The organism is Bdellovibrio sp. (assembly GCF_036384735.1).
Classification (GTDB): domain Bacteria; phylum Bdellovibrionota; class Bdellovibrionia; order Bdellovibrionales; family Bdellovibrionaceae; genus Bdellovibrio.
The window spans coordinates 1-22,716 of the sequence record NZ_DASVLT010000016.1; the positions used below are offsets into that span (position 1 = coordinate 1).

24 protein-coding genes are annotated in these 22,716 nt (G+C 44.8%); 10 read left to right on the top strand and 14 right to left on the bottom strand.

Features of this window, described 5'->3' with window-relative positions; translation table 11 throughout:
- A partial coding sequence (locus VF412_RS04985) for an AarF/ABC1/UbiB kinase family protein (RefSeq protein WP_331338109.1) occupies window positions 1-1,086 on the bottom strand: 1,086 nt, incomplete at its 3' end.
- Between the two features lie 86 nt (window positions 1,087-1,172).
- Here VF412_RS04985 and VF412_RS04990 point away from each other — a divergent pair.
- Together VF412_RS04990 and VF412_RS04995 are read left to right on the top strand one after the other, a co-directional pair.
- On the top strand, window positions 1,173-2,480 hold the full coding sequence (locus tag VF412_RS04990; protein ID WP_331338110.1) for a deoxyribodipyrimidine photo-lyase: 1,308 nt from the start codon (window positions 1,173-1,175) through the stop codon (window positions 2,478-2,480).
- A gap of 14 nt (window positions 2,481-2,494) precedes the next feature.
- Window positions 2,495-3,862, top strand: a complete 1,368-nt coding sequence (locus tag VF412_RS04995) for a TIGR01777 family oxidoreductase (protein WP_331338111.1) — start codon at window positions 2,495-2,497, stop codon at window positions 3,860-3,862.
- A 3-nt stretch (window positions 3,863-3,865) separates the two neighbouring features.
- On the opposite strand, the gene gloB is transcribed toward VF412_RS04995, so the two are convergent.
- Together gloB and VF412_RS05005 are read right to left on the bottom strand one after the other, a co-directional pair.
- Window positions 3,866-4,621, bottom strand: coding sequence for a hydroxyacylglutathione hydrolase (gene gloB, locus VF412_RS05000; protein WP_331338112.1), 756 nt, complete (start codon window positions 4,619-4,621; stop codon window positions 3,866-3,868).
- Complete coding sequence (locus VF412_RS05005) at window positions 4,605-5,435, bottom strand: RimK family alpha-L-glutamate ligase (RefSeq protein ID WP_331338113.1); 831 nt, start codon at window positions 5,433-5,435, stop codon at window positions 4,605-4,607. Before VF412_RS05005 ends, gloB begins: the two co-directional genes overlap by 17 nt.
- Window positions 5,436-5,483: 48 nt before the next feature.
- Between VF412_RS05005 and VF412_RS05010 the strand changes: the two genes are divergently transcribed.
- Complete coding sequence (locus tag VF412_RS05010; protein WP_331338114.1) at window positions 5,484-5,921, top strand: (2Fe-2S)-binding protein; 438 nt, start codon at window positions 5,484-5,486, stop codon at window positions 5,919-5,921.
- Here the strand turns inward: VF412_RS05010 and VF412_RS05015 are convergent.
- Window positions 5,913-6,170, bottom strand: coding sequence for a (2Fe-2S)-binding protein (locus VF412_RS05015; RefSeq protein WP_331338115.1), 258 nt, complete (start codon window positions 6,168-6,170; stop codon window positions 5,913-5,915). The genes VF412_RS05010 and VF412_RS05015 overlap by 9 nt on opposite strands.
- 137 nt (window positions 6,171-6,307) lie before the next feature.
- Between VF412_RS05015 and greA the strand changes: the two genes are divergently transcribed.
- From greA to VF412_RS05030, 3 genes are read left to right on the top strand one after another with little or no spacing between them, the layout of a single operon-like run.
- Window positions 6,308-6,796, top strand: coding sequence for a transcription elongation factor GreA (greA, locus tag VF412_RS05020; protein WP_331338116.1), 489 nt, complete (start codon window positions 6,308-6,310; stop codon window positions 6,794-6,796).
- 52 nt (window positions 6,797-6,848) lie between these two features.
- Window positions 6,849-8,819 carry a hypothetical protein gene (locus VF412_RS05025; RefSeq protein ID WP_331338117.1) on the top strand — a complete coding sequence of 657 codons (1,971 nt, stop codon included), beginning with the start codon at window positions 6,849-6,851 and terminating at the stop codon, window positions 8,817-8,819.
- The gene (locus VF412_RS05030) at window positions 8,819-9,598 is read left to right on the top strand and encodes a glycerophosphodiester phosphodiesterase (protein WP_331338118.1); all 780 of its coding nucleotides are present in this window, start codon (window positions 8,819-8,821) and stop codon (window positions 9,596-9,598) included. The genes VF412_RS05025 and VF412_RS05030 overlap by 1 nt, the downstream gene beginning before the upstream one ends.
- A gap of 143 nt (window positions 9,599-9,741) precedes the next feature.
- Here the strand turns inward: VF412_RS05030 and tatA are convergent, their stop codons facing one another.
- Window positions 9,742-9,993 carry a twin-arginine translocase TatA/TatE family subunit gene (tatA, locus tag VF412_RS05035; RefSeq protein WP_331338119.1) on the bottom strand — a complete coding sequence of 84 codons (252 nt, stop codon included), beginning with the start codon at window positions 9,991-9,993 and terminating at the stop codon, window positions 9,742-9,744.
- 103 nt (window positions 9,994-10,096) lie between these two features.
- On the bottom strand, window positions 10,097-10,573 hold the full coding sequence (locus VF412_RS05040) for a hypothetical protein (protein WP_331338120.1): 477 nt from the start codon (window positions 10,571-10,573) through the stop codon (window positions 10,097-10,099).
- Window positions 10,574-10,713: 140 nt separating this feature from the next.
- On the opposite strand from VF412_RS05040, the gene VF412_RS05045 reads away from it, so the two are divergent.
- Window positions 10,714-11,565, top strand: coding sequence for a S1 family peptidase (locus VF412_RS05045; RefSeq protein ID WP_331338121.1), 852 nt, complete (start codon window positions 10,714-10,716; stop codon window positions 11,563-11,565).
- Between the two features lie 5 nt (window positions 11,566-11,570).
- Here VF412_RS05045 and VF412_RS05050 read toward each other — a convergent pair whose 3' ends face one another.
- The 6 genes from VF412_RS05050 to sohB all read right to left on the bottom strand — a co-directional run bounded on the left by VF412_RS05050 (window position 11,571) and on the right by sohB (window position 18,610).
- The gene (locus VF412_RS05050) at window positions 11,571-12,785 is read right to left on the bottom strand and encodes an ABC transporter permease (protein ID WP_331338122.1); all 1,215 of its coding nucleotides are present in this window, start codon (window positions 12,783-12,785) and stop codon (window positions 11,571-11,573) included.
- Between the two features lie 7 nt (window positions 12,786-12,792).
- Window positions 12,793-13,764 carry an ABC transporter permease gene (locus VF412_RS05055; RefSeq protein WP_331338123.1) on the bottom strand — a complete coding sequence of 324 codons (972 nt, stop codon included), beginning with the start codon at window positions 13,762-13,764 and terminating at the stop codon, window positions 12,793-12,795.
- A 129-nt stretch (window positions 13,765-13,893) separates the two neighbouring features.
- Complete coding sequence (locus VF412_RS05060; RefSeq protein WP_331338124.1) at window positions 13,894-15,585, bottom strand: peptide ABC transporter substrate-binding protein; 1,692 nt, start codon at window positions 15,583-15,585, stop codon at window positions 13,894-13,896.
- Window positions 15,586-15,608: 23 nt separating this feature from the next.
- Window positions 15,609-16,595: a dipeptide ABC transporter ATP-binding protein gene (locus VF412_RS05065; RefSeq protein WP_331338125.1), complete on the bottom strand. Its 987-nt coding sequence runs from the start codon at window positions 16,593-16,595 to the stop codon at window positions 15,609-15,611.
- 12 nt (window positions 16,596-16,607) lie between these two features.
- The gene (locus tag VF412_RS05070) at window positions 16,608-17,570 is read right to left on the bottom strand and encodes an ABC transporter ATP-binding protein (RefSeq protein ID WP_331338126.1); all 963 of its coding nucleotides are present in this window, start codon (window positions 17,568-17,570) and stop codon (window positions 16,608-16,610) included.
- A gap of 17 nt (window positions 17,571-17,587) precedes the next feature.
- A complete protein-coding gene (sohB, locus tag VF412_RS05075) occupies window positions 17,588-18,610 on the bottom strand; it encodes a protease SohB (RefSeq protein WP_331338127.1) in 1,023 nt (340 codons plus the stop codon).
- A 144-nt stretch (window positions 18,611-18,754) separates the two neighbouring features.
- On the opposite strand from sohB, the gene VF412_RS05080 reads away from it, so the two are divergent.
- Window positions 18,755-19,477: a hypothetical protein gene (locus tag VF412_RS05080; protein WP_331338128.1), complete on the top strand. Its 723-nt coding sequence runs from the start codon at window positions 18,755-18,757 to the stop codon at window positions 19,475-19,477.
- 5 nt (window positions 19,478-19,482) lie between these two features.
- Here the strand turns inward: VF412_RS05080 and VF412_RS05085 are convergent, their stop codons facing one another.
- Both VF412_RS05085 and VF412_RS05090 read right to left on the bottom strand, forming a co-directional pair.
- The gene (locus tag VF412_RS05085; protein ID WP_331338129.1) at window positions 19,483-20,190 is read right to left on the bottom strand and encodes a VC0807 family protein; all 708 of its coding nucleotides are present in this window, start codon (window positions 20,188-20,190) and stop codon (window positions 19,483-19,485) included.
- A 61-nt stretch (window positions 20,191-20,251) separates the two neighbouring features.
- Window positions 20,252-21,679: a methyl-accepting chemotaxis protein gene (locus VF412_RS05090; protein WP_331338130.1), complete on the bottom strand. Its 1,428-nt coding sequence runs from the start codon at window positions 21,677-21,679 to the stop codon at window positions 20,252-20,254.
- 226 nt (window positions 21,680-21,905) lie between these two features.
- On the opposite strand from VF412_RS05090, the gene VF412_RS05095 reads away from it, so the two are divergent.
- Together VF412_RS05095 and VF412_RS05100 are read left to right on the top strand one after the other, a co-directional pair.
- Complete coding sequence (locus tag VF412_RS05095) at window positions 21,906-22,286, top strand: hypothetical protein (protein ID WP_331338131.1); 381 nt, start codon at window positions 21,906-21,908, stop codon at window positions 22,284-22,286.
- The gene (locus VF412_RS05100) at window positions 22,283-22,693 is read left to right on the top strand and encodes a hypothetical protein (RefSeq protein WP_331338132.1); all 411 of its coding nucleotides are present in this window, start codon (window positions 22,283-22,285) and stop codon (window positions 22,691-22,693) included. The genes VF412_RS05095 and VF412_RS05100 overlap by 4 nt, the downstream gene beginning before the upstream one ends.
- The last annotated feature ends 23 nt before the right edge of the window (window positions 22,694-22,716 follow it).

The window sequence follows — 22,716 nt, forward strand, 5'->3', positions numbered from 1 at the left end:
ATTTTCGATAAAGCGCAGATCCAAAGCAGCTTGTGTAAAGATGTCGCGATTATTATACAAAGCACCTTTGATCATGCGGCGATAAGGGGTTAAGAAATTTTCCGGATAGGTGCGAGTTGCTCCAAAATCAAAAAGCACTAATTGATCTCGACCTTGGGGGTCAATACGAATGCGATAGTTGCCACTATGAGGATCCGTTTGCACGACACCCCAGTCGAAGACCTCTTTGAAATACAAATCTAAGAAGTTCAAAGCCAGACGATTGCGGCGCTCCTGAGGAAGACTTTGAATCAGCGAGTCATCCACCCGAAGTCCACGTTCAAAAGACGTTGCCAAAATCTTAGGACCAGAAAATTCACGATGCACGCGGGGAACGATAAAACGAGGGTCGTTTTGCAACCGGGTGTAATACTCTTCCGTCAGCTGAGCTTCCAATTCATAATTGGTTTCTTGAACCAGCATCTCACGCACTTCTTCAAAAAGAGGATTCAAATTAAAATCCTTCGGAAGCAGTTTTAAAGTGCCAAGCAAAGTACGGATAGCCTTCAGGTCGCTATCAATGGCGCGATCCACGTTGGGATATTGGATTTTAAGAACAATGCTTTCGCCAGTTCGTCTGATGCGCGCTCGATGAACTTGTCCCATCGAAGCAGAAGCTAAAGCCTCCTTTTCAATTTCAAGTTCATCCAATTTTTCTGCAGGTAAATTTTTGCGCAAAGTGGGTTCGATAGCAGCCCAAGTCAATGGTGGGGAGTCTGACTGCAATGACTTTAAGAGTTCATTGGCTTCGCGAGGCAAGAAGTGTTCGCCGTACATAGAAAGCATCTGTCCTGCTTTCATGAGACTTCCTTTAAGTTCACCCAATTCAGAACTGATTAAAGAGGCCTGGCTTTGCAAAAGCTTCTTCCAAATAGCTTCTTTGTCCTCTTTACTTTTTAAAGCCGTCGTAATTCCATGCTGAGCGATGGAGGCGCCGGTTTGCACAGTTAGTTTAGCGATAGAAAGACTTCGCGAAAGAACCGAGGACTTGATCTTATTAAGACCTTTTTGTGGACTTTGCTTTTTGACAGATTTTTTCTCGTCCATGGACAACTCGTTTACCTTACCTGTAAGCAATGATACACCACAAAAGTATGCTCGCCATTTCGGTGAACTGCAACTAGACTTCGTATATGACAAAATTAACACTGTTTTGGTTCCGCCGAGATTTGCGACTTTCTGATAATGCAGGGCTATATCATGCACTGAAGGAACGCAAACACGTTCAACCTATTTTCATTTTCGATTCCGATATCTTACAGAGGCTTGATGATCCTCAAGATGCGCGGGTCACATTTATTCATGACACAGTGTCAGACATCAAAAATCAGCTGCAAAAAGGGCATAGTGATCTGTGGGTGCGTCATGGAAAACCCATAGAGATTTTCAAAGAACTTATACAAAGCCATAAGATCGAGGCGATTTATACAAATCACGATTACGAACCTTATGCCCGAAAACGTGACGAAGCCATCGAGAAGCTTGCAAAAAGCCAAGGCGTTGAGTTTAAGACGTTCAAAGATCAAACGCTTTTTGAGAAGGACGAAATCCTGACGGGCACGGAAAAGGCCTATACTGTTTTTACTCCCTACAAACGAAAGGTCCTTGAAAATCTAACGCCATTTTATTTGAGGTCTTACCCGAATGAGAACTACCTGTCTTCGTATCATAAGACTTCCCCTCACGAGAAAATGCCAGCATTGAAGGAGCTTGGGTTTTCAAGAACGTCCATTGAATTCCCATCCAAAGATCTTTCTATGAAAATGTTGAAAGGATATGAGGAGCATCGAAATTTCCCGGCTATTGAAGGTGGAACATCTCATTTGGGTTTGCATCTTAGATTCGGCACGGTGAGTATTCGCGAAATGGCTCGTACTGCACAAAAATATTCCGAAACATGGTTGAGCGAGTTGATTTGGCGAGATTTCTTTATGCAAATCCTGTGGCACTACCCACATGTTGAAACAACAAGCTTTCGCCCTGAATACGATAAAATTGCGTGGCGTAAATCCAAAAGTGACTTCGATCGATGGCGCGAAGGAATGACTGGATACCCCCTTGTTGACGCCGGGATGAGAGAACTCAATGCCACAGGCTTCATGCACAACCGCGTGCGCATGGCAGTTGCAAGCTTCCTGTGTAAGCATCTGCTGATTCATTGGTACGAAGGAGAGCGTTACTTCGCGAAAAAACTTTTAGATTTCGATCTGTCATCAAATAATGGGAATTGGCAATGGGCTGCGGGATCGGGCTGTGATGCGGCTCCGTATTTCCGAATCTTTAATCCCATGACTCAAGCAAAAAAATTTGATCCTGACGGAGAGTACATCGGCAAATGGATTCCTGAACTGAATACCAGCAAATATCCAGCCCCTATCGTAGATCATAACGAAGCACGGGGACGTTGTTTGCAGGCATTTACAAAAGCTCTGAAAAAGTAATATCGAGGATGGCTATGAATATTCTGATCACAGGCGCGACAGGTCTTATTGGCAAAGAAGTGGGAAAAGTTTTAGCTGGAAAAGGGCATAAAATTTTCGCAATTTCACGCAACCAGAAAAAGGCTAAAGAGTCCCTTCCTTTTCCTTGTGAAGTGATTCAAGGGGATCTTTCCAAAGAACCACTCCGTGACGAACGCATGCAAAAAATTGAAGCGGTGATCAACCTCATGGGTGAGCCGGTAGTGGGACCAAGATGGAATCCAGAATTGAAAAAGAGAATCCATGATTCACGAGTGATAGGAACTCGTCATTTAATTCAAAGTCTTTCAAAAAATCTAAAAACATTCGTAGGTGGTTCAGCCATTGGTTATTATGGCGATTGCGGCGATGAGATTTGCCGTGAGGACCATGAAGCAGGAAAGGATTTTCTGGCCGCCGTGACCGTGGATTGGGAGGCTGAGACACAAAAAGCCCCAGGTCGTGTGTCGATGATCCGTACTGGAATCGTTCTGGCCCCTCAAGGCGGGGCTCTAGAGCAAATGATGTTTCCATTCAAGGCCGGTATTGGCGGAATACTTGGTGACGGCAAACAGTGGATGAGTTGGATTCACATCAAGGACATTGTGGGACTTTTTGTTTTTGCTCTTGAGAATGATCATGTGACAGGTCCGATCAATGGTGCGGCCCCCTTGCCGGCGACAAATAAAGAATTCTCAAAATCTTTAGCTGAAAGTTTGGGAAAGCCTTTGGCACTTCCAGTGCCAAAGCTTGCCATCAAAACTCTTTACGGTGAAGCCGCTGAAACTATCGTAAGTTCTATTCGCGGCAGCGCCGAGAAAGCTGAATCTCTCGGTTATCATTTTGCCTACAATGAGCTCGAGCCCGCGTTAAGAGAAATCTGTCTGCCCTATAAAAACGGGGAGGAAATCTTCTATGCGGAACAGTTCGTCGAAGCACCACCTGAAAAGATTTTTCCGTTCTTCCGTGATCCTCACAATCTTGAACAAATCACGCCACCGACTTTGAATTTTCATGTAGAGGCAGTTTCTACAAAGCAAATCGAACAAGGTACGCTGATTGATTATAATTTAAAAATCCACGGCGTTCCGGCGAAATGGAAAACAGAAATAGATGAGTGGCAGCCACCATTTAAATTCGTAGATAATCAACTTAAAGGACCTTATCGCCTTTGGCATCATACTCACGAATTTAGACCATTCTGTGGCGGAACCTTGATGGTGGACCGTGTTCGTTACCGTCTGCCTTTAGGCTATGTGGGCTGGCTTGTGGCTGGAAGTTTCGTTAAAAAAGATGTCGAAGAAATTTTTAAGTTCCGTCGTAATTATATCGCGCAGATGTCCCATGAGGACAGCAAGCAATAGACGCTATTGTTTGTTTCTTAAATCTCGTAGATAAGCGAATTGATTCACTGAGTGGGCAAGTAAAAAAGGATTTACCTTTCGTTCTATGGATAACTTCAAGGGAACGGAGGGGAGTCCAATGTCGCGACGATTCATAAGTTCATTTTCATAAAGTTCCAGGTCTTCGTCATCGCCAGTGATGGGGGAATTATCTAAATTGCAAAGCATTTTACAGAATTGCAGATTAGTCTCGGTATATTCATGAGTGCAATAGATCAGTGTTTCGGCAGGCAATTCTTTAATACGTTGAAGACTGTTGTACATTTGTTCGTAAGTTCCTTCGAAGAGTCTGCCGCAGCCAAGTCCAAAAAGAACATCTCCGGAAAAAAGCCATTTGTAGGTGTCATTCCAAAAAGCCACATGCCCCAACGTATGCCCGGGCAATTCTAAAACGGAAAACTCAAAGGGACCCACGGAAATAGTATCGCCCTCTTTCACCCAGTGATCGGCAGAGTTGATTTGGTTCTGATTTTTTTGAGGTGCATAGACCGGGGCTGGGTGTTTTCCAATCAAACCTTTAACCCCACCAATGTGATCATTGTGATGGTGAGTGAGCAAGATACCCGCAAGTTTTAAACTATTGTCTTCAAGATATTTACTTACAGCAGCGGTTTCGCCGGGGTCCACGGCAACGACTTCTTTACGCTCATCATCGATCAGCATAAAGACATAGTTATCCTCAAAGATGGGTATTAATTCAACCCTAGGGCGCATGGCCATGGTGGTGCTCCTCTATGAACTTGATGATAGCATGGGCCACATTGACTGATGTGTATTTTTCAATACCTTCAAGACCGGGGCAGGGGTTTGCCTCCAGAATGAGACTTCCTTTGTGGGTTCGCAAAATATCGACACCCGCAATTTGCAATCCCAGAACAGAGGCTGCATTTAAGGCAAGAGCCGCTTCTGCTTCGGTGATCGTACAAAACTCTCCGATCCCGCCCTGAGCCAAGTTGCTACGAAAATCTTTCGTTGATTTTCGTTTCATCGAAGCAATAATTTTACCACCTACCACAAATATCCGAACATCTTCGCCAAAGCTTTCGGGAAATGCTTCTTGAACGAGATACTCGGAAGAGGGGCTTATACGTGAAGCAATTTGTAAAAGCTCGTCTGTAGAGCGAGCCAAAAAAACGCCTTCACCTTTGGCTGATTCAAGTTCTTTTACAATACAAGGGAAGGCCCGGCTCCATAAAACAGCGTCTCCATTTGAGACAAGCTGAGAAAAGGGTGTGGGTATTTTTCCCTCGAGAAATGCAATATAGGAAGACCACTTATTGCGAGCCTTGCGATAGGCCTCTAGAGTGTTCACAACAACTCCACAGCGAGACGAAAGCATTTCCACCGACTCTAAGGCTTCTTCAAAATGAAAGCTTCCTAAGCGGGGAATAAGAACATCAAAGCAGCCTCGAAGTTTTTCCGTAGGCCATCCCGGATCCCACAGGAAGACAGAGTGTCCTGCATGCGAAAATTCCTCGACCAAGCGACGGGTGCTATAGATTTCAAATTTCCGACTCAATATGAGTATTCGCATGATCTGGCCTTGGGCTGAAAGAGCGTATGAATTATGATTTTAGCTTATATGAAGATCAAAGTCGAACTCGAGGGCCGTGATTTCTTAGAAGTAGAGTGTGCAGGTGAAGATCTGCGTACTCCAGGTCCTGTGTTGAAGGTGTCCATGGTGGGCTGTACTGAATTTATGGATATGATGCAAGCGATGAAGCGCAATTTTGGCGTGGATCCATCGAAATGGCCTTTGCCAGAAACTCAGGATCACGGTGCGATTCTTTTGCGTGAAATGATTTTGAAACTTCGCGGTGAATGGAAATTTCCTTACGAGGAAGATGAAGTTTGTCATTGCAGAACGATTTCGACTCAGATGATTGATCAAGCGATCATTGCGGGGGCGCACACTCCTGAGATCGTGACTCGTCAGACTTCGGCAAGTACAGCCTGTGGAACATGTCGTCCGAATGTTCAGAAAATCATAGACTATCGTCTGAACAAACAATCAGCCTGATTTTTTCGTGTCATCTTTACCGGTCAGATCTTCCACCATTTTTTCGGGGAATTGGCCGGTTTTTAAGTAATGCTCAAGAAAAGGACCAATTTTACGGCGGCAGGATCCTCCGCAAGGGCCTACACCGGCACTGGTTGTGTCGAAAATATCATTCATGGTCTGGGCGCCGTCACGAATAGCTTGCTCAATGGTCTCGCGGGACACATTGTTGCATCGACAAATAATTTCGGACTTTTTTTTCGCTCCCATGGATCTATGATACGCTTTTGGCTATTTCAATGCAATGCACCAGGCTTAACGCGGGGTGTTCTGCGCCAACCCTTCGCGAGTTGATAAGTTTCAGGGAATCCGGTAAAAGAAATGTCCTTCTAACAGTGGAGACAAACATGTCTAATGGCGCTAATGACAAACTTCCTATGACAATTCGCGGAAAAGCGATGCTTGATGCAGAGCTTAAGAAGCTTTTGTTAGAGGAAAGACCTTCGGTTATTTTGGCCATTGAAGAAGCTCGTGCTCAGGGTGATATCTCTGAGAATGCGGAATATGAAGCCGCAAAAGAGCGTCAAGCTATGATCGAAGGTCGTATTGCTGAAATTCAAGGCAAAATTGCCGGTGCAGATGTGATTGATGTGTCAGCTATTAAATCTGACCGTGTGGTCTTTGGTGCACACGTCACAGCCGTTGATACAGAAACGGAAGAAGAGATCGCTTATCAAATCGTTGGCGTTGATGAAGCTGACGTTAAAAAAGGCATGATCTCTGTCCTTTCACCTTTGGCTCGTGCCATGATCGGCAAAAAAGTAGGTGACACAGTCACAGTTCAAAGTCCAAAAGGCGACAAGGAATTCGAAATCTTGTCCCTTCAATATAAGTAAAAATCTTTTAAAAGACATTGTCGGTCCATAGCTTTCACAGTCACAATAAGCTATGGATCGTCGACTTCGCTCTGATAAATATCTCGTCACAGAACAACCTGGCATGCGGGTCCTTATTATTGGACTTATCTTGTCATTCTTTATCGGCTACATCGTTAAATCAGTTCTGTCTCCGTCGCGAGTTTCAGCGCAAATCGAAAAAGCCGCGGGTCATATTCATAAGGACATCAAAGTCCGTTTTGATGATGCGCAAGTCAGTCTTTCCGATGGCATCTTGCCGCGTTTTTCCGTGGTCATTAAAAATGCCGAAATGGAATCTGATCAAGCTTGTTGGATGTCGCCGATTTTGCAAATCGATGAATTGCGCCTGCCGATTTCTATTTGGGGTTTAGTAACAGGTCACTCTCTGATTAAAGCGGTAGAGGCTGACAACGTCACCCTCACTTTGCGTGGCAACATCAAAGATTGCGAGCGTAAACAGGAAGAGGCGAAAGAAGAAAAGCCTGCTCCTGCACCTTTGGTGACGCTGTCGCAAAACCAGCAAGCCGAGAAATATCAAAATGCCGTCAATGAGCTCTCCATTCGCGACTTTAAAATCGTCTTGAATGAATATCCGCAATACCCTTCAGAGCTTCTGGATTTCGTTGTGAAAGTGAAATCATTTGAACCGAAGGTGATCGAGGTCACAGCGAAAACTCACTTATTGAAAGATGAAAGTGTCGGGGATTATCTTTCTCACGCGAATCTTTTCATTGAATACAAAGAGTCCCCTGAACAACAGGTGCAAAGTCATTTTTTTGGAAACTGGCGCGAAGGGCACTACAGTATGATCGCGAATTACACTATCGCCGATCATTTGTTGAATATTGAGACTGACTTGAAACATATTCCGCTTAGTCAGGTCTTGTCGCTTTTGCAGAAGTACAATCTTGTTTCTAAAGATTTGAATGGGAAGCAGGTATGGATTTCCGCAAATGCTCGCATGACAGCGGATGCGCAGAAGTTGAGAGAAGCTCCTCTTGAAGTTAAAAATTTCCTGGTCGAAGGGGATTTGGGCGAGATGTATTCCGAGCAGATCACGTTCACAAGTCTTGATCCGTTGAAATATCGTCCTATTGGGATTGATGTTAAAAAAATGCGCGTGAATCAGTTACTCAATTTCCTGAATCGCAATCAAAGTCACAAGATCTTGGGTGATCTGGGAAGTTTTTCCGGGCGCGCAGAAATTAAGTCTGAAAATTCGATTCATTTGGCAGGTGAGCACACCGGACTAGAATTTATTTTCTCAAATAAAGGCCAGCGCGAGTTGCAAGTGATTGATCGCATGCTGGGTGATATCGATTTGCAAGGAGACTTTTGGACCTTCCAGGTAAATCGTGTTGAACCGCGCAACGGTACGTTCTTGGGCAACGTGAAGATGAAAGCAGATCGCGACTTTAAAACCGTGGATCTGAAAGCTCATATTGATGAAATCACTTTTGCCCCGGCAATTCAAAAGCTGATGACGAATGGCGGGGAGGTGGGGCTTGCCAGTGTTAACGCTGACGCTAAAGTCGAGAACGGAAATTTGAGCTACTTAAAAGGACTTTTACGCATCGACAACATGAATATCGAAGGCATGGAGTTTGGAAAAACTCGCGGTGAATTTGACTACTCTAAAAATGAAATTCTTATGAATACGAAAGTTCAAAACTTGAAAGTGGGTTTGCAATCGCCAGGGGCTGTTGTCATGCGCCAGATCACTCAGCCTGAGTGGTGGGTAGATCAAGCTTTGGATATTCAAGATATGAACGGCCAGTTTCACTTCAAAGACTTAAAGCATCTTCAGTGGAGAAACTTCCAGGGGAAAATGGGTAAAGATCACAAATTCTCAGTGGATGGGGCGTGGGACGAGCTCGGTCAACTGAAAGGAAGCGTGCAGGTTCGCGATGGTAAGACCGTTAAGAGATATTCTCTGGACGGAAATCGCGAACAGCCAGTACTGACTCTTGAGAATGAAAACTCGCATCGCGTGAGGAAATAATGATTGCTCTTGTCGTTGTTGCCATCGCCGTTATCTATCTTGTTGCCAGTCACTTTTTCTGGAAGGCTCAATCATGGCCTGAAGGTGGAATGCGGCCACCGACATACCAAGGGCATCGTGGTTACTGGAAAGGTGGAGCGCAGGAAAATACCATGGCTTCGTTTAAAGCAGCGAAGGATCGTGGTCTGCAAATGATTGAAATGGATGTGCGTCTTTCCAGTGACAAGCAAGTTGTTGTATTTCACGACGATGATCTCAAGCGCATTGGTCACGTGGATCAGAAAGTTGAAAGCCTCACCGCTTCTGAGTTAGCAAAGCTTGCAGACATTCCTACGTTGGAGGAAGTTCTTCTTAGTAAGGAAATTCCACAGTTTTTAAATATCGAACTTAAAACTGGTAAAGCTTTTGAAAGCGAACTTGAAGTTGCGGTGGCAATGTTAATTAAAAAACACCAAGCTCAAAAGCGCATTTTGTTTTCAAGTTTTAATCCGCTGGCGATTTATCGCTTAAGTAAACTTTTGCCAGAAGTACCTCGCGCGCTGCTTGCAACCCGAGAAAAAGATCCCGCAAATAGATTTTATTTAAAACTTTTGTTGTTAGCGCCTTATGTGAATTTAAATGTTCTGCATTTAGATCACAATTATGTCTCTTTGGAAGAGCTGGAACACTTTAGAAAAAGAAAAATTCCCGTGGCATTCTGGACAGTGAACGAGGCAGAAAAAGCCCGCAAACTTTTAGATCATGGGGCTTTAAGCATTATCTCGGACACTCTTCATTAACCTGGGTTGAGGCCGAGGTTCGGCGAGTCTATCTGCGTTTAAATTTTCCAACTGTCGGCGATGAGCAGATGTCAGAAAAAAGAAAACCTTCATAAGCAAAGCCCATGAAGGTTCTTAATTTTAAGCAAAATTGAAGGTCAGAACTAAGAGTTGTGTGTCTCAGTCGTTTTTTGAGCTTGAGCTACGTTTTGACCTTGTTGCTGATTTTGGTGAGATACTTGTTGGTGAGTATCTTTGATGTCTTTTGCATCAACATCGATCTCGTTCAAACCTTGTTTAAAACCACGGATGGCTTTACCCAAAGATTGACCTAATTGTGGCAAACGGCTTGGACCGAAGAAGATCAAGAAGATCAAAGCAAGAAGTAAAAGATGTGTTAGGCTAAACTCACCCACGGATTTCCTCCCAGTAGCAGTTACTTAAAACAGTAACTCTTAGTAACTTAAATAGTTTACACGTTTTATGACGGTCCGAGAGGAAAATCAATGCCTGTCTGGCTTATTCTGCCGGAGTTTCAATAATTTCGACCTGATCTGCGTCAGAAGCCTCTTTTTCGATGTTTTCCGAACCTTTGTCAGTACCCACGGCTACGACTTTAGATCCTTCTGAGACAGTCTGAACAGGAGTTGCGTCAGATGTTCCGCCAGCTTTCACTGGGAGCTGAGTTGCTACAGCCTGGCTATTTTGAGCCTTAGAGGCGTTTTTAGCTGTCTTTTTTGAGGAGTGAGCTGCTGAATTTGGACCCGCCATTTTCTTGAGCTCTTTATCGTATTTGGATTTTAGAGCCGCCAATTCTTTTTGGTAGTTTGTTCTGATCTGTTCGACCTGAGCATTGCGGGACTCTGTGACGCAGGAAGCGTAAGTCTGAGCTGCAAGCTCCTTCGCTTTCGCGCGGCAAGTCAGTTCATACGAAGTTTGCGGAAACGCATTCGTAGTAAACAAGATCATAGCAATAAATGAAAATACCGTTTTCATAAGATACCCCTATCAGCGGAGTTATTAACAAGTTCTATGCCGACTCGAATCCAATATAGGGCCTTCCCGGCAGGGGAAGGGTTCACCTTTTTTCAGGGGTGAACAGCCAATTGTCAGTTCCTATTGCAAGGCCGGTGCTCATGACGCTAACTGGTGCCAACATGAAGTGGCTGCTGTTAAGTGCTCTTATTCTATTGGGATGTTCGTCAGAAATGTCCCTGCAAGTATCTTCGCCGAACAAGGCTTCTGCCATCGTAGGCGGCGTGGAGGTCACGGTGGCAGATCCTATTGCTGCTAGCACTGTGCAAGTTTATAAAGTGACTGCAAGCAATCAAACTATTACGACCTGTACGGGCAATGTGATCGCTAATCACGTCGTTTTAACAGCGGCTCATTGTGTGGCTGGGGCGAATGAGCAAAATTATATTTATTTCTCTTCCACAATTCCTCAAAACATTTTCCAGTTCTTCGAAGATCTAAAGAGTAATTCAGATAATCTGCGCATGGTTGAAACCAGTGCTATTGCCGATGGATGGCTGGTTGATGGTGTGAGGCCTGAAAAGGACTGGCATGATATTGCTCTATTGAAAATCTCGGGCGATTTGCCGGCGGGTTATCATCCTATTGCTATGACTCAAAATCTTCCGGCGAATGGCAGTCCTGTTTATATTGCGGGTTTTGGATTCACCAATGGAGTTCAGCAAGTGCGAAGTGATAGCTTGCGACAAGCGGCGGTGACTTTAAAAGACAGTGCATGGAGTTCGTCAGAGATTCTTTTGGATACGACTCAAGGAAAAGCCTCTTGCCATGGGGACTCCGGAGGGCCTGCCTATGTGGTTTCTTCTGAAGGAATTCAATTGCTAGCAATCGACAGTCGTTCGGAATTAAAGTCGGATCCTAAATTTGAATGTGTCGGTTACACGATTTATACACGTCTTGCTGCTTACAAAAGCTGGATCATCACACAGATCCAGCTTCTAGATAAACCGTAAAATTATTAGCGACGCATTGATTTTGGATCGATAGCGTCTTGAAGACCATCACCCAAATAGTTGAAGCTCACAGTTGTGATAATGATCATCACACCTGGAAGGATGGCCAAGAACGGAGCTTGATAGATCAACTCTTGTGCATTGTTGATCATATTACCCCAACTTGGTGTCGGTGGCATGATACCAAGACCCAAGAAGCTTAAGGCAGATTCAAACAAGATCGATTCGCCCACACCCAAAGTAATAGAAACAAGCATTGGTGCAATCACGTTCGGGAACATATGACGAACGATGATCGTGCTGTCTTTCGCACCCAAAGTGCGAGCTGCTAGAACGAATTCACGTTCACGCAAAGAAAGAATACTTCCACGCACAAGCAATGCCACTGTCATCCATGAAAACAAGCAAAGAATGATGATCATCTTCACGACACTTTCGTTGGATGTTGATATGAAAGCTTTTAAGGCCGGGAGCTTCGTCAAATCAACTGCTGCGATCACGATCAAAACTGGAATCATCGGCAAAGCCAACAAACCGTCTGTGACACGCATTAAGACCGAGTCGACAACTCCGCCATAGAAGCCCGCCACACTGCCGATCAAAAGACCGATAAGGGCAGAGGCAATGGCGACTAGAATACCTACACCCATCGAGATACGGGTCCCATAAACAAGGCGAATGAAAACATCACGACCTAGCTCGTCGGTTCCGAAGAGGTGGTATGTGTCAAATCCTTTGAATGTTGAAATCAGTTCTTTAGCTTCTGGCATATCCAAAGATTTTAAAGACTTGATGGCTTCTGGCATTTCTTTGTTTGCAAGATCATAGATGGCATCTTTTGGATCTGCAGATGTGACAATGCCTTTTGCAAGCAAAGCCGTTTGAATCTTTGAAGCCTCATCGGGATGAGCGTTGATGTATCTTTCGACTTCAGTCTCGCGCACATCGGGACCCGCTTCCGCGTGAGTCATCGGAGCCAAATAGCGGTTTGCTACGTTTTGCGCGTCCGGATCCAAATCCGTGATGGATTGAATTTGATTTGCAAAAATAGAAACCAACAAAAGGAAAATGATAATGAATGCGCTGACGACCGCAGGCTTGTGGTCCATGAATTGTGAAAGGACCATCTTCCACATCGGTTGCGCTTTTTCTAGTTCCGCTCTCTCTTTTTCAGAAAGGTGCGAGGTGACTTCAACTTCAGACATAGTAATTTCCGACACGGGCGACCTACTTATATGCAATTCGCGGATCTGCGAATCCGTAAGAGATATCTGCGACTAAGTTCATAATCAAAACGCTGGTAACAGAGATGACAAGTGCAATCATCGCCACGTTGTAGTCGTTACCAATAATAGAGTCATAAACAAGTTTACCGACGCCTTGGTAAGCGAACACAGTCTCGGTCAAAAGAGCGCCCGAGAACAAACTTGAAATGCTCACAGCCAAGATTGTGATCAGTGGGATCAATGCATTTCTAAAGCCGTGTTGCCAGATCACTGTTTGAGTTGAAAGACCTTTGGCGCGTGCTGTGCGAATGAAATCGTGGCGCATTGCCTCGGCCATGGCTGAGCGAGTGAATCGTGAAAAACGACCAATCTGTTGAATGGACAAAGAAGCTACAGGAAGGACGAGGTATTTCATACGATCCCAAGTGTCAGCCCAGAAGCCCATGTCGCCCACATCAATTGTTTGTGTCCCACCAGCTGGAAGGAAAGGGAATTTAACAGCAAAAATAATAATCAAAACGATGGCCAGCCAGAACGAAGGAATCGAAATCCCCGCGAAGGACAGGAGGCTGACGGTGGTGTCTATCTTACTACCTGGCTTGAGAGCAGACAGGACTCCCAAGGGAACAGCGATGATAATAGAGATTACCAAAGATAAGAAAGAAAGAATGAACGTATTCCAAAGGCGTGGGCCAAGAAGTTCTTGAACAGGAACACGGTAAGTACGGCTGTAACCAAGGTCTCCGGTTAGCAACGATCCCATCCAGCTTCCGTAGCGTTTGTAGATCGGCTGATCTAAACCGTAAAGAGCTTTCAAACGAGCCACGTCTTCAGAGGTGATCTTAGGGTTTGAGGCGACCATCATGTCCACCGGATCTCCGGGCATTAAGCTCATCATGTAAAAGACCACGAATGATAGAACAACTATCACAGCGAGAGTTTGCAAAATGCGGCGGGCGATAAATGTAGTCACGGTAACCTCATTCAAAAATACAGAATCAATTCAAACAATGGCTCCAGCTTTCGCTGAAGCCGTCAAAGTATCTCGGCCGAAGCCGAGATTAGACTTTCTTACTCCTGCAAAGCAGGAGTGCAGACCCGCCTACAGGCTCCAGTCCTCTACGTTGTTTGTTTCGTAGAATTGGTGACCTGTCATTCTGTAGTTTTTCATTCCTTTAGGAACTACAGAGATGTCAGAGCGGAAGTACAATGGCAATACTGGCACGTCTTCAGTGTAGTATTTCAAAATAGTCGCTACGTCTTCGGCACGTTTTTTTGCATTGAACTCAAGATCCAACGCATCAAGTGCTTTGTCGACATTTGCATTTGACCAACCCATGAAGTTTTGGCCAGACCAGCTGTTCTTTTGTGTTGGAATAGCTTTTGATGAAACGTTCGAGCGGGGGCTGTTCTCTGGGCTAGAAACCCACGCAAACAATGCCAGCGCACCGAATTTACGATGAGTCATAGTATCACCGAAGAACACACGAGCAGGCTCGTTTTTGATATTCACTTCGATACCGGCTTGTTTCCATTGGTTTTGCAGATAAACCTGAACTAGCTCACGAGTTTTGTTGCCCGCAGTTGTTTGGAATACCAATGACAAACGTTTGCCATCTTTAGAACGATAACCATCCGCACCCATTTTCCAGCCAGCTTCATCCAAAAGTTTTCCAGCATTACGTTTAGAGTAAGGGTACAAAGTGATCACTTTAGGATCTTTTGTGAACCAAGCATCTTTAGGAGAAAGGAAGTGGATTGCCACTTCTTGTTTTCCTTCGAAAAGAGCTTTTACAAGGTCTTCGCGATTGATAGACAAAAGAAGAGCTTTGCGAACACGCACATCTTTCAGAATTGGATTGTCCAAATTCAGGTCGATGTGTTCGTAAGTCACAGAAGGAACGAAAACTGTTTCGTAAGGAAGACCTTCTGCTTTTACTTTTTTATCGAAAGCAAGAGCTTGGTCGAAATCCAAACCAAGGACAGAAATCATATCAATTGTGCCAGAACGAAGATTCGCTTCCATTGTTCCAGTATTTGGAATCAATTTTACGATGATCTTTTTGATATTTGGTTGTTTGCCATAGAAGAATTTGTTCGGAGCAAACGCTACGTGAGAGCTCAGTTTAACTTCGCTGATCACGTAAGGTCCATTGTAAAGACCCGGGTTTGTCGGATTGCGAACATAGTTAGAGTTTTTCTCGTAACCTTCTTTTTGTTTACCGTATTTATCAAAGATTGCTTTTTCCAAGTGAGTTGGCACTGGGAAAAACTGAGCAAGTTGGTAGAAATCCCACTTTGCTTTGTCGTAAGTGAAAGTACATTTTTTAGGATTTTTTGGGTCGACTTCGATCTTTTCAACTTGCGTCCAGCTTTCTTTTTCACCGACAGTCACTGTTGGTGCGATAGCGATATCGTGAGCTGTGATGAAATCTTGGCAGATCAAAGGTTTGCCGTCGCCCCATTTAGCGCCGTCGATGATTTCCCAAGTCGCAACGATTTTCTTTTTGCCGCCATGGTCAACGATTTTAGCAGTGCCTTTTTCAATAGACGGAATGTCTTTTGCCAATTGCGGAACCCACTTGCCATCCGCAGTTAGATTCACAAGAGAACGACCCACCATACGATACATGTATGCAGATGCAGACATTGTCATGATCAATGGATTCATTGTCTCGAATTCTTGAGAAATACCGATTTTAAGTTCAGCATTCGTCGGTGCAGCGATGGCTTGAGTGCCGAGGCCTAGAGCCACTACTGCAAGCAATCCCTTCGCAAATGTATTCAACATCATATACTCCTTGTTGATTCTTAAAATTATTCCGCTTTCATACTTGGTGCTTTTTCCAACCAGCACGCTTTTTTGTGCGAGTCAGTGCCTTCAAGCACCGGTGTTTTCGATACGCAGATATCCATTTTATAAGGACAACGTGTATGGAACGAACAACCAGACGGTGGGTTGATTGGACTTGGAACTTCGCCGCCCAATGATTTCTTCATTTTCTTTTTGCCGGCACCTACGCGAGGGATTGCACCGATCAAAGCTTGTGTGTACGGATGTTGTGGGTTCGCGAAAAGTTCATCGCGACTTGCGACTTCAACGATTTTGCCCAAGTACATCACAGCGATACGATCACAAACATGCTCAATCACAGAAAGGTCATGAGAAATAAAAATATAGGTAAGACCCAACTTTTCTTGAAGATCTTCAAGCAAGTTGAGGATCTGAGCTTGGATAGAAACGTCCAAAGCGCTCACGGGCTCATCACAGATAATCAACTCTGGATTCAAAGCAATCGCGCGAGCAATGCTGATGCGTTGACGTTGACCGCCAGAAAATTCATGAGGGTAACGGTTTACCGCAGACTTACGAAGCCCCACAAGTTCGATCAGTTCTAAAACACGAGCTGTACGCTCGGCAGAAGTACCGACATTGTGAATGTCCATAGGTTGACGAATGGCTTGACCTACAGTCATGCGCGGATCCAAAGAAGCATAAGGATCTTGGAAGATCATCTGCATGTTCTTGCGTTTCAAACGCAAAGATTCACCTTTTAGTTTAAGGAAATCTTGACCGTCGAATGCGATCTCGCCAGATGTGGGTTCATAAAGACGAATCAAAGTGCGACCCAATGTTGATTTGCCGCAACCAGACTCGCCCACAAGACCAAGGGTCTCGCCTTTGCGAACCGTCAAAGAGACATCGTCAACGGCCTTCACGCTTGCTACTTGGCGCATGAAAAGACCTTTTTTAATAGGGAAGTGCTTTTTAATATTCTTTGCTTCAAGAATGATTTCGTTCATCTCATTCATCCTTTATAGTGGGTTGAAGCAAGCCACTTTGTGGCCCGGAGAAACTTCAAGAAGTTGTGGTTTAACTGCAGGACACTCAGCCACTGCGCGAGGGCAACGATTCACAAACGGACAACCTTTTGGCAGTTCGTGAGGAGCAGGAACGCTGCCTTCGATCGTCGCCAGACGTTTCACACGCTCACCAAATTTAGGGCGAGACGCGATCAAAGCCGCTGTGTACGGGTGATGAGGATTCAAGAAAAGATCTTGAGTCTCTGCTTGTTCGCAAGTTTGACCGCCGTACATCACCATCACGCGGTCCGAGATCTCAGAGATCACGCCTAAGTCATGAGTAATAAACTGCACAGTCATGTTGAACTTTTCTTGCAAATTTTGGATGAGCTCCAAGATCTGAGCTTGGATTGTTACGTCCAAAGCTGTTGTTGGTTCGTCAGCAATCAGGAATTTAGGATCGCAAGACAAAGCCATGGCGATCATCGCACGTTGTCTCATACCGCCCGAAAGTTGGTGAGGGTACGAGTTGTATCGCTCTTCTGGAGAAGGAATACCTACCAAGCGCAACATTTCGATGGCGCGCTCTTTAGATTCCTTCTGAGAACATTTTTTGTGTTTCATAATCTGTTCGTCCATCTGGAATCCGATGGTCAAAACAGGGTTGAGAGCTGTCATAGGCTCTTGGAAGATCATGGCCATTTCGCCACCGCGAACATCTTCCATTTGTGATTCATTCAATTTCAAAAGATCACGGCCGTTCAATAGAACTTGGCCGCCAGTCACTTGACCTGGAGATTGAATCAAACGCATCAAGGAATAAGACGTCACTGACTTTCCACAGCCGGATTCACCTACGATACCCAAAGTTTTACCTTTTTCGATTTCGTAGCTGATGTTGTTCACAGCTTTGAAAGGTCCAGCCTTCGTATTGAAGGTTGTTTCAAGATTCTTTACTTCAACAAGATTTTGCACTTCTTAAATTCCTTCAATTAAAGAAAGCGTCGAGTTTCAAGGTCCTCGACGATGGAAAGAGTTCCTTTTTTAATGGCCTTTCCGATGATGCCAGTCAGTTTGTCACTGATGCTTTCGTGTTGTTGATAAGTTACTTTAATAATTTGATGTTTCTCCGCCAAAGACATCAAGTAATCGTCGCTTGTGCGAATTTCATCCACCAAGCCCAAAGCGATCGCTTGTTCGCCGTACCAGTATTCACCCGTTGCCACTTGCTCTAGATTTAAGTGAGGGCGGAATTTTTGTACGAATGTTTTGAACAATACGTGGGTTTCTTCAAGTTGTTGTTTAAATTTCTCTTCGCCTTTTGGAGTGATTTCACCCAGCAAGCTCACGGTGCGTTTGTATTCGCCGGCTGTGTATTCTTTCACATCCACGTCGTGTTTTTTCAAGATGCGGTGAAGATTTGGAACTTGAGCCACGACACCAATAGAGCCCACGATCGCAAATGGGGCAGACATGATTTTGTTAGCTGTCACAGACATCATGTAACCGCCGCTGGCTGCAACTTTATCCACGCAAACAGTTAAAGGAATACTTTTATCACGAAGACGAATTAATTGAGCTGCCGCAAGTCCATAACCATGAACCACGCCGCCAGGGCTTTCAATGCGCACCACCACTTCATCCTGTGGGGTTGCAGACGTTAGAACCGCCGTGATCTCTTCACGCAAATTTTCAACAGCAGACGCCTTTACGTCGCCCTCGAAATCGATGACAAAGATTTTTTTCTCTTGAGTGCGAGACTTGCCTTCATTTTCTTTGTGTTCGGCTTTCAGCTTTTTCTTCATTTCTTTGCGCTCAGTTTTTGTCAAAGTGTGAGCTTTAAGAAGATTGCGGAAGTTCTTGTATTTCTTGTGCAAGAGTTCCACTTCGATTTCAGATTTTTGACCTGCAGCTTTTGCGGCGATCATCGCGATCACAAGGATCACCACGATGATGGCAAAAAGGATGAGGAATGTTTCTGCTGCGAAAACTCCGATGCTTTGCATTGCGTCCATACGACTCCTGAGGGTGAAACAGGGGATTAAAGTATTCAGGAATTAGCCAAAGGTCGAGCATCTTTTTTGTTTGCTCAAAAAAAATACTCACTCCTGTTAGACTGAGCCTGGATGATTCTTCCTAGAAAACTCATATTTCTTCTATTGCTCTCTACGCTGGCTCAGCGAAGTTTCGCTGCGGGCGCAGAAGAAGAGCGCCTGCGTGGTTTCGCTGAGCATCAAAGTGAGGACTCTCAGTTTGATAAAGCCAGAACCCAAGGGGAACGTGCCTATCTCGAAGAAGCCGAGCAGTGGGAAAATCAGCGTCAGCGCGAACTTGATGGCTTTAAAAAATCCAAAAAAGAAAAAGAAATGACTGACGACGGCCCAGAATTTAGGGCTGATGCGGCGGACAAGAAAAAGTTAGCTGACGAGTACGATAAAAATCGTCGCGACTATCTGGCGCAAAGTCACAAAGAGCAAGTGGATCGGGAGCAGAAGCATCTTCCGACAGAGGCCCATGAATTGGGGCTTGATGAGTTACGTCCGCGTTATGATTATCGAAAACGTGCCATCTTTGGAGCTAAAACAAAAGTGGGAAGTGTCGGAGGGGGCCGTTTCGGCGGTGGCTCAAGCTCTGGCAGCAACACCGGTTTCCCACCTCCGCCAACATTTGACGATTTCGGTGGTTCAGGAAGCAGTGGCGGCTATGTGCCGGCTCCGAATTTGCCAGAAGATTTCGGTGATGTGCCACCACCACCTCCTCCGCCACCGCCAGGTTTTGGTAATGATACGTTTGGCGGCGGATTTGATAACGGTTCCGGTGATTTTACAGCACCTCCACCGCCACCAATGCCATTCAATGAAGAAGGCTCTGGAGAATTCTAAGTCGGTTATTCCTTCATGAGGTCGTCGGTTGTGAGACCGCTGTATTCTTTTACTCCGCGCATTAGGTACCAAAAGATTCCCAAGAGGAATAAAATGGATGGAACCATAATGATGGTCATGGACCATGTTGTCATTTTTGCGATTTGCTCGTTGAGTAAAATGGATTTTGCTTCACTTGTTAAATCGGCGTTGATGTTTGTGAAGATATGACGAGCTAGTAAAAAATTGCAAATGGCGCTGAATACAAACGATAGGGATAGCCACATAGTAGCTTTTCTTAAATGTTGATGGAATTCGCCTTGCTTGTCATGGAGCTTCAGTTTTTCTTCCAGCAAATCTACCTTCATCACGCCAGGATTTAAGAAAATAGATTCAATAAACGGTTTTTTGGAAAATGCGGATCCAAAAACGAAGAGACCCACAAGAGTCGGGAAGGCGGCCTCTTTTACGGCGAACCAAAAACCGTGGATACCCAAAAGAGCCAAACCCCCTGTCACGCTCACGTTGATCAAACCTAATGCCGAAAATGCATTCACTTTTTTACGTTTGATAAGATCGTAAATGCCATAACAGAGTGGGAACGCCAAAGCCAAGAGCAGGGCATTCAAAGGGCCAAGGTACTTTGTTAATTTATTCAGGATCAAAACTGGAAGAATGATATTAAAGATCAGATTCATCCAGCTGTTTTCTTGTTTCATCTCTTGCGTCGACATAGGTAGCATCCTTGTAGGCTTCGTTGCAAAATGCAACTACTTTACAAAGATGAATCGGGATTTAACCCACGATGGCCTTGAGGTTTTGCACTTGGTCACTCAAATTGCGTGCCTGTTTCAAGAGCATTTCAGAGGAGGCCGCCGCTTCTTCCGCAGACGCTGCGTTGACTTGAGTCGCTTGATCGAGTTGATTCATTGAAGTTGAGATTTGTGCGATGCCCGTAGATTGTTCGGTTGAGGCCGTAGAAATCTCCGCATTTAAGGTTGACACAACTTTTACAGATTGAACGATCTCTTTTAAAGATTCGCCACTGCGATCGGCAATCTCGGCTCCCTTTTCGACTTTTTCAACGGAGTCGGTGATGAGTCCCGAAATTTCTTTAGCGGCTTGAGCGGACCGTTGTGCAAGACTCCGCACGGCTTCAGCTACGACGGAGAAGCCTTTTCCTTGCTCCCCGGCGCGGGCAGCTTCAACGGCGGCATTCAAAGCTAGCAAATTGGTTTGAAATGCGATGTCATCGATGACGTTCGTGATCTCGCGAATTTTTTTTGAAGAAGAGTTAATATCTGACATGGCCGAGATCAATTGCGAAATCTCTTGATTGCCTTTCAAAGCCGTCTCTTCGCTTTTTCTTGATAATGAGCTTGCTTGCTCAGCATTGGTCGAGTTGACCCTGACCATGCTAGATAATTCCTCGATCGAGGCGACCGTTTCCTCAAGAGATGCCGCAGCTTCAGTCGAGCTATTGGCAAGCTGTTGGCTTGCAGCGCTTAACTGTTCGCTGGCTTGTTCAACGCTGTCTTTTGATTCTTCCACGGAGTCAGCGATCAAGCGTAAATCTGTTTGCAATCTGGAGGCAAGGGCATAGGCGGCCACCGCACCCAATAGAAAACCTAAGACCGAAATCACAATTAAATATTGCTGAGCCTGAGTTTTTGTATCTTGAGCTTTCTTTCCCCAGAGTTTCGCCTGGCTGTCTTGAAAGTCCATTAAAACGCCCAAAGCTTTTCCATGAGCATCATAGGCAATGCGATAGGCGCCGTCGAGCAAATCGCGGGCTGTTTTTATATCGCCGACTCGTCGAGATTCAATAATTTTTGCAGCGGCAACGTTGGCATCTTTCCAGTTCTTGGCAACTTCGTCATAGAGCTTGCTTTCGCCCTCAACGAATGGAACATCTTGATAGATCTTATCTGCCTTGTTGTACATATCTACTGCTGCCGAATATTTTTTGACTAAGTGATCAATTTCCTGCGCACTTAAGTCTGTGTATCCCATTCTCACCATCTGTGGTGTCGCGACGCCGGTTGCTGCAGACATATCCTGGAGAGAGCTTGCGTTTGGAAGATTAATTGTTGTCACGTGGTTGTAATATTCGGAAACAAATTTGAGAGTGACGTACCCCGTGGCTCCGACAATTATTAAAGCCAAGGAAAGAATCCCGCAAATTAATAATAAACGAGCCTTGAGAGTTTTAAATATATCCATGATTCACCCTGTAGCTTAAGTATGATTTAAATTTCGGTATGGTTTTACGGGAACTTAACATGGTTGCAAGTTTGTAAGCATAAACCCACACCTCTGTCGCATGATGAGAAATAAGAATGAATTCATTTTCGAGATTTCGGTCCTGAGTACAAACCTTGTTATTTGAGCTGGCCGCTTCTGTGAGGCTCGTCGGTAATGGTAAATTAAAAACCAGAGGTTTGTTACGATGACGTGGAAGCATCTCGAAATTCTTTTGTTGAAGTTTTTCTTTTTACTAGGTGGATGTTATCTATGTTTTTTTCTACAAGCTCGATGGGAGTTGACTGCCATCACATCGGCGGCGCTGACAGGATTTATTGGAACCTTGCTGCCTGAATCTAGAAAAATTGAAAAAAGCCACGTGCATGCAAGTGTACTTGGGGGAGCTTTGCTTGCTGTGGGATTTCGTGTTGTGCAATTCGACCCAGAGCAAATTTTATGGATTTCACTTTGCGGTGTGGGGATTTATTTCTTCTTAAGAATGTTTTTTGTGAATATGGGACTGCGAATTGGAATCATCGCTTTGATTTCGGGAGTTCTGGCCTACGGTGCCAGGAGGTGGTTGTGATTTTTGACTACTTTCTGATTGTTGCTTCCGGTGCCGTCGGAGCCGTCGGCACCTTTCTCATGATCCACTATCTAGGTTTTACAACTGTACGGGCGGCATGTCTTGCGACCTTGCTTTTTATAGGATTGACGTGGCCAATTCATCATCCATTCAATACGATGATGCAGGCCGCTTTCTTAGGATCAAGCCTTGTGGGGATGACTGATAAATCTAATTTAGGGTGGAAGCGAGTTCTTGCCGCAAGTCTGCTTTTTTCATTTTTCTTTCTGCTTTTAATTCCAATGATTCGGGCTCTTAAGGGCAGCGTTGAAACGGCCTCTTTTCTTTCCAGCGGCATTATTTATGGGCTGACCCGCTGGTCTTTTCAGGAGCCGGTGAATGAGTCTCCGGCCTCTCCTCCGCGGTGATCACTATTTATACATCCTTATCT

Excerpts from the sequence above, each read along its gene's own strand:
- VF412_RS05040 (WP_331338120.1), bottom strand. The coding sequence starts at position 10,573 with ATGAAAACGGTATTTTCATTTATTGCTATGATCTTGTTTACTACGAAT.
- greA (WP_331338116.1), top strand. The coding sequence starts at position 6,308 with ATGTCTAATGGCGCTAATGACAAACTTCCTATGACAATTCGCGGAAAA.
- VF412_RS05045 (WP_331338121.1), top strand. The coding sequence starts at position 10,714 with ATGACGCTAACTGGTGCCAACATGAAGTGGCTGCTGTTAAGTGCTCTT.
- VF412_RS05010 (WP_331338114.1), top strand. The coding sequence starts at position 5,484 with ATGAAGATCAAAGTCGAACTCGAGGGCCGTGATTTCTTAGAAGTAGAG.
- VF412_RS04995 (WP_331338111.1), top strand. The coding sequence starts at position 2,495 with ATGAATATTCTGATCACAGGCGCGACAGGTCTTATTGGCAAAGAAGTG.
- sohB (WP_331338127.1), bottom strand. The coding sequence starts at position 18,610 with ATGGACGCAATGCAAAGCATCGGAGTTTTCGCAGCAGAAACATTCCTC.
- VF412_RS05015 (WP_331338115.1), bottom strand. The coding sequence starts at position 6,170 with ATGGGAGCGAAAAAAAAGTCCGAAATTATTTGTCGATGCAACAATGTG.
- gloB (WP_331338112.1), bottom strand. The coding sequence starts at position 4,621 with ATGGCCATGCGCCCTAGGGTTGAATTAATACCCATCTTTGAGGATAAC.
- VF412_RS05085 (WP_331338129.1), bottom strand. The coding sequence starts at position 20,190 with ATGTCGACGCAAGAGATGAAACAAGAAAACAGCTGGATGAATCTGATC.
- VF412_RS05090 (WP_331338130.1), bottom strand. The coding sequence starts at position 21,679 with ATGGATATATTTAAAACTCTCAAGGCTCGTTTATTATTAATTTGCGGG.
- VF412_RS05030 (WP_331338118.1), top strand. The coding sequence starts at position 8,819 with ATGATTGCTCTTGTCGTTGTTGCCATCGCCGTTATCTATCTTGTTGCC.
- VF412_RS05065 (WP_331338125.1), bottom strand. The coding sequence starts at position 16,595 with ATGAACGAAATCATTCTTGAAGCAAAGAATATTAAAAAGCACTTCCCT.
- VF412_RS05095 (WP_331338131.1), top strand. The coding sequence starts at position 21,906 with ATGACGTGGAAGCATCTCGAAATTCTTTTGTTGAAGTTTTTCTTTTTA.
- VF412_RS05025 (WP_331338117.1), top strand. The coding sequence starts at position 6,849 with ATGGATCGTCGACTTCGCTCTGATAAATATCTCGTCACAGAACAACCT.
- VF412_RS04990 (WP_331338110.1), top strand. The coding sequence starts at position 1,173 with ATGACAAAATTAACACTGTTTTGGTTCCGCCGAGATTTGCGACTTTCT.
- VF412_RS05005 (WP_331338113.1), bottom strand. The coding sequence starts at position 5,435 with ATGCGAATACTCATATTGAGTCGGAAATTTGAAATCTATAGCACCCGT.
- VF412_RS05060 (WP_331338124.1), bottom strand. The coding sequence starts at position 15,585 with ATGATGTTGAATACATTTGCGAAGGGATTGCTTGCAGTAGTGGCTCTA.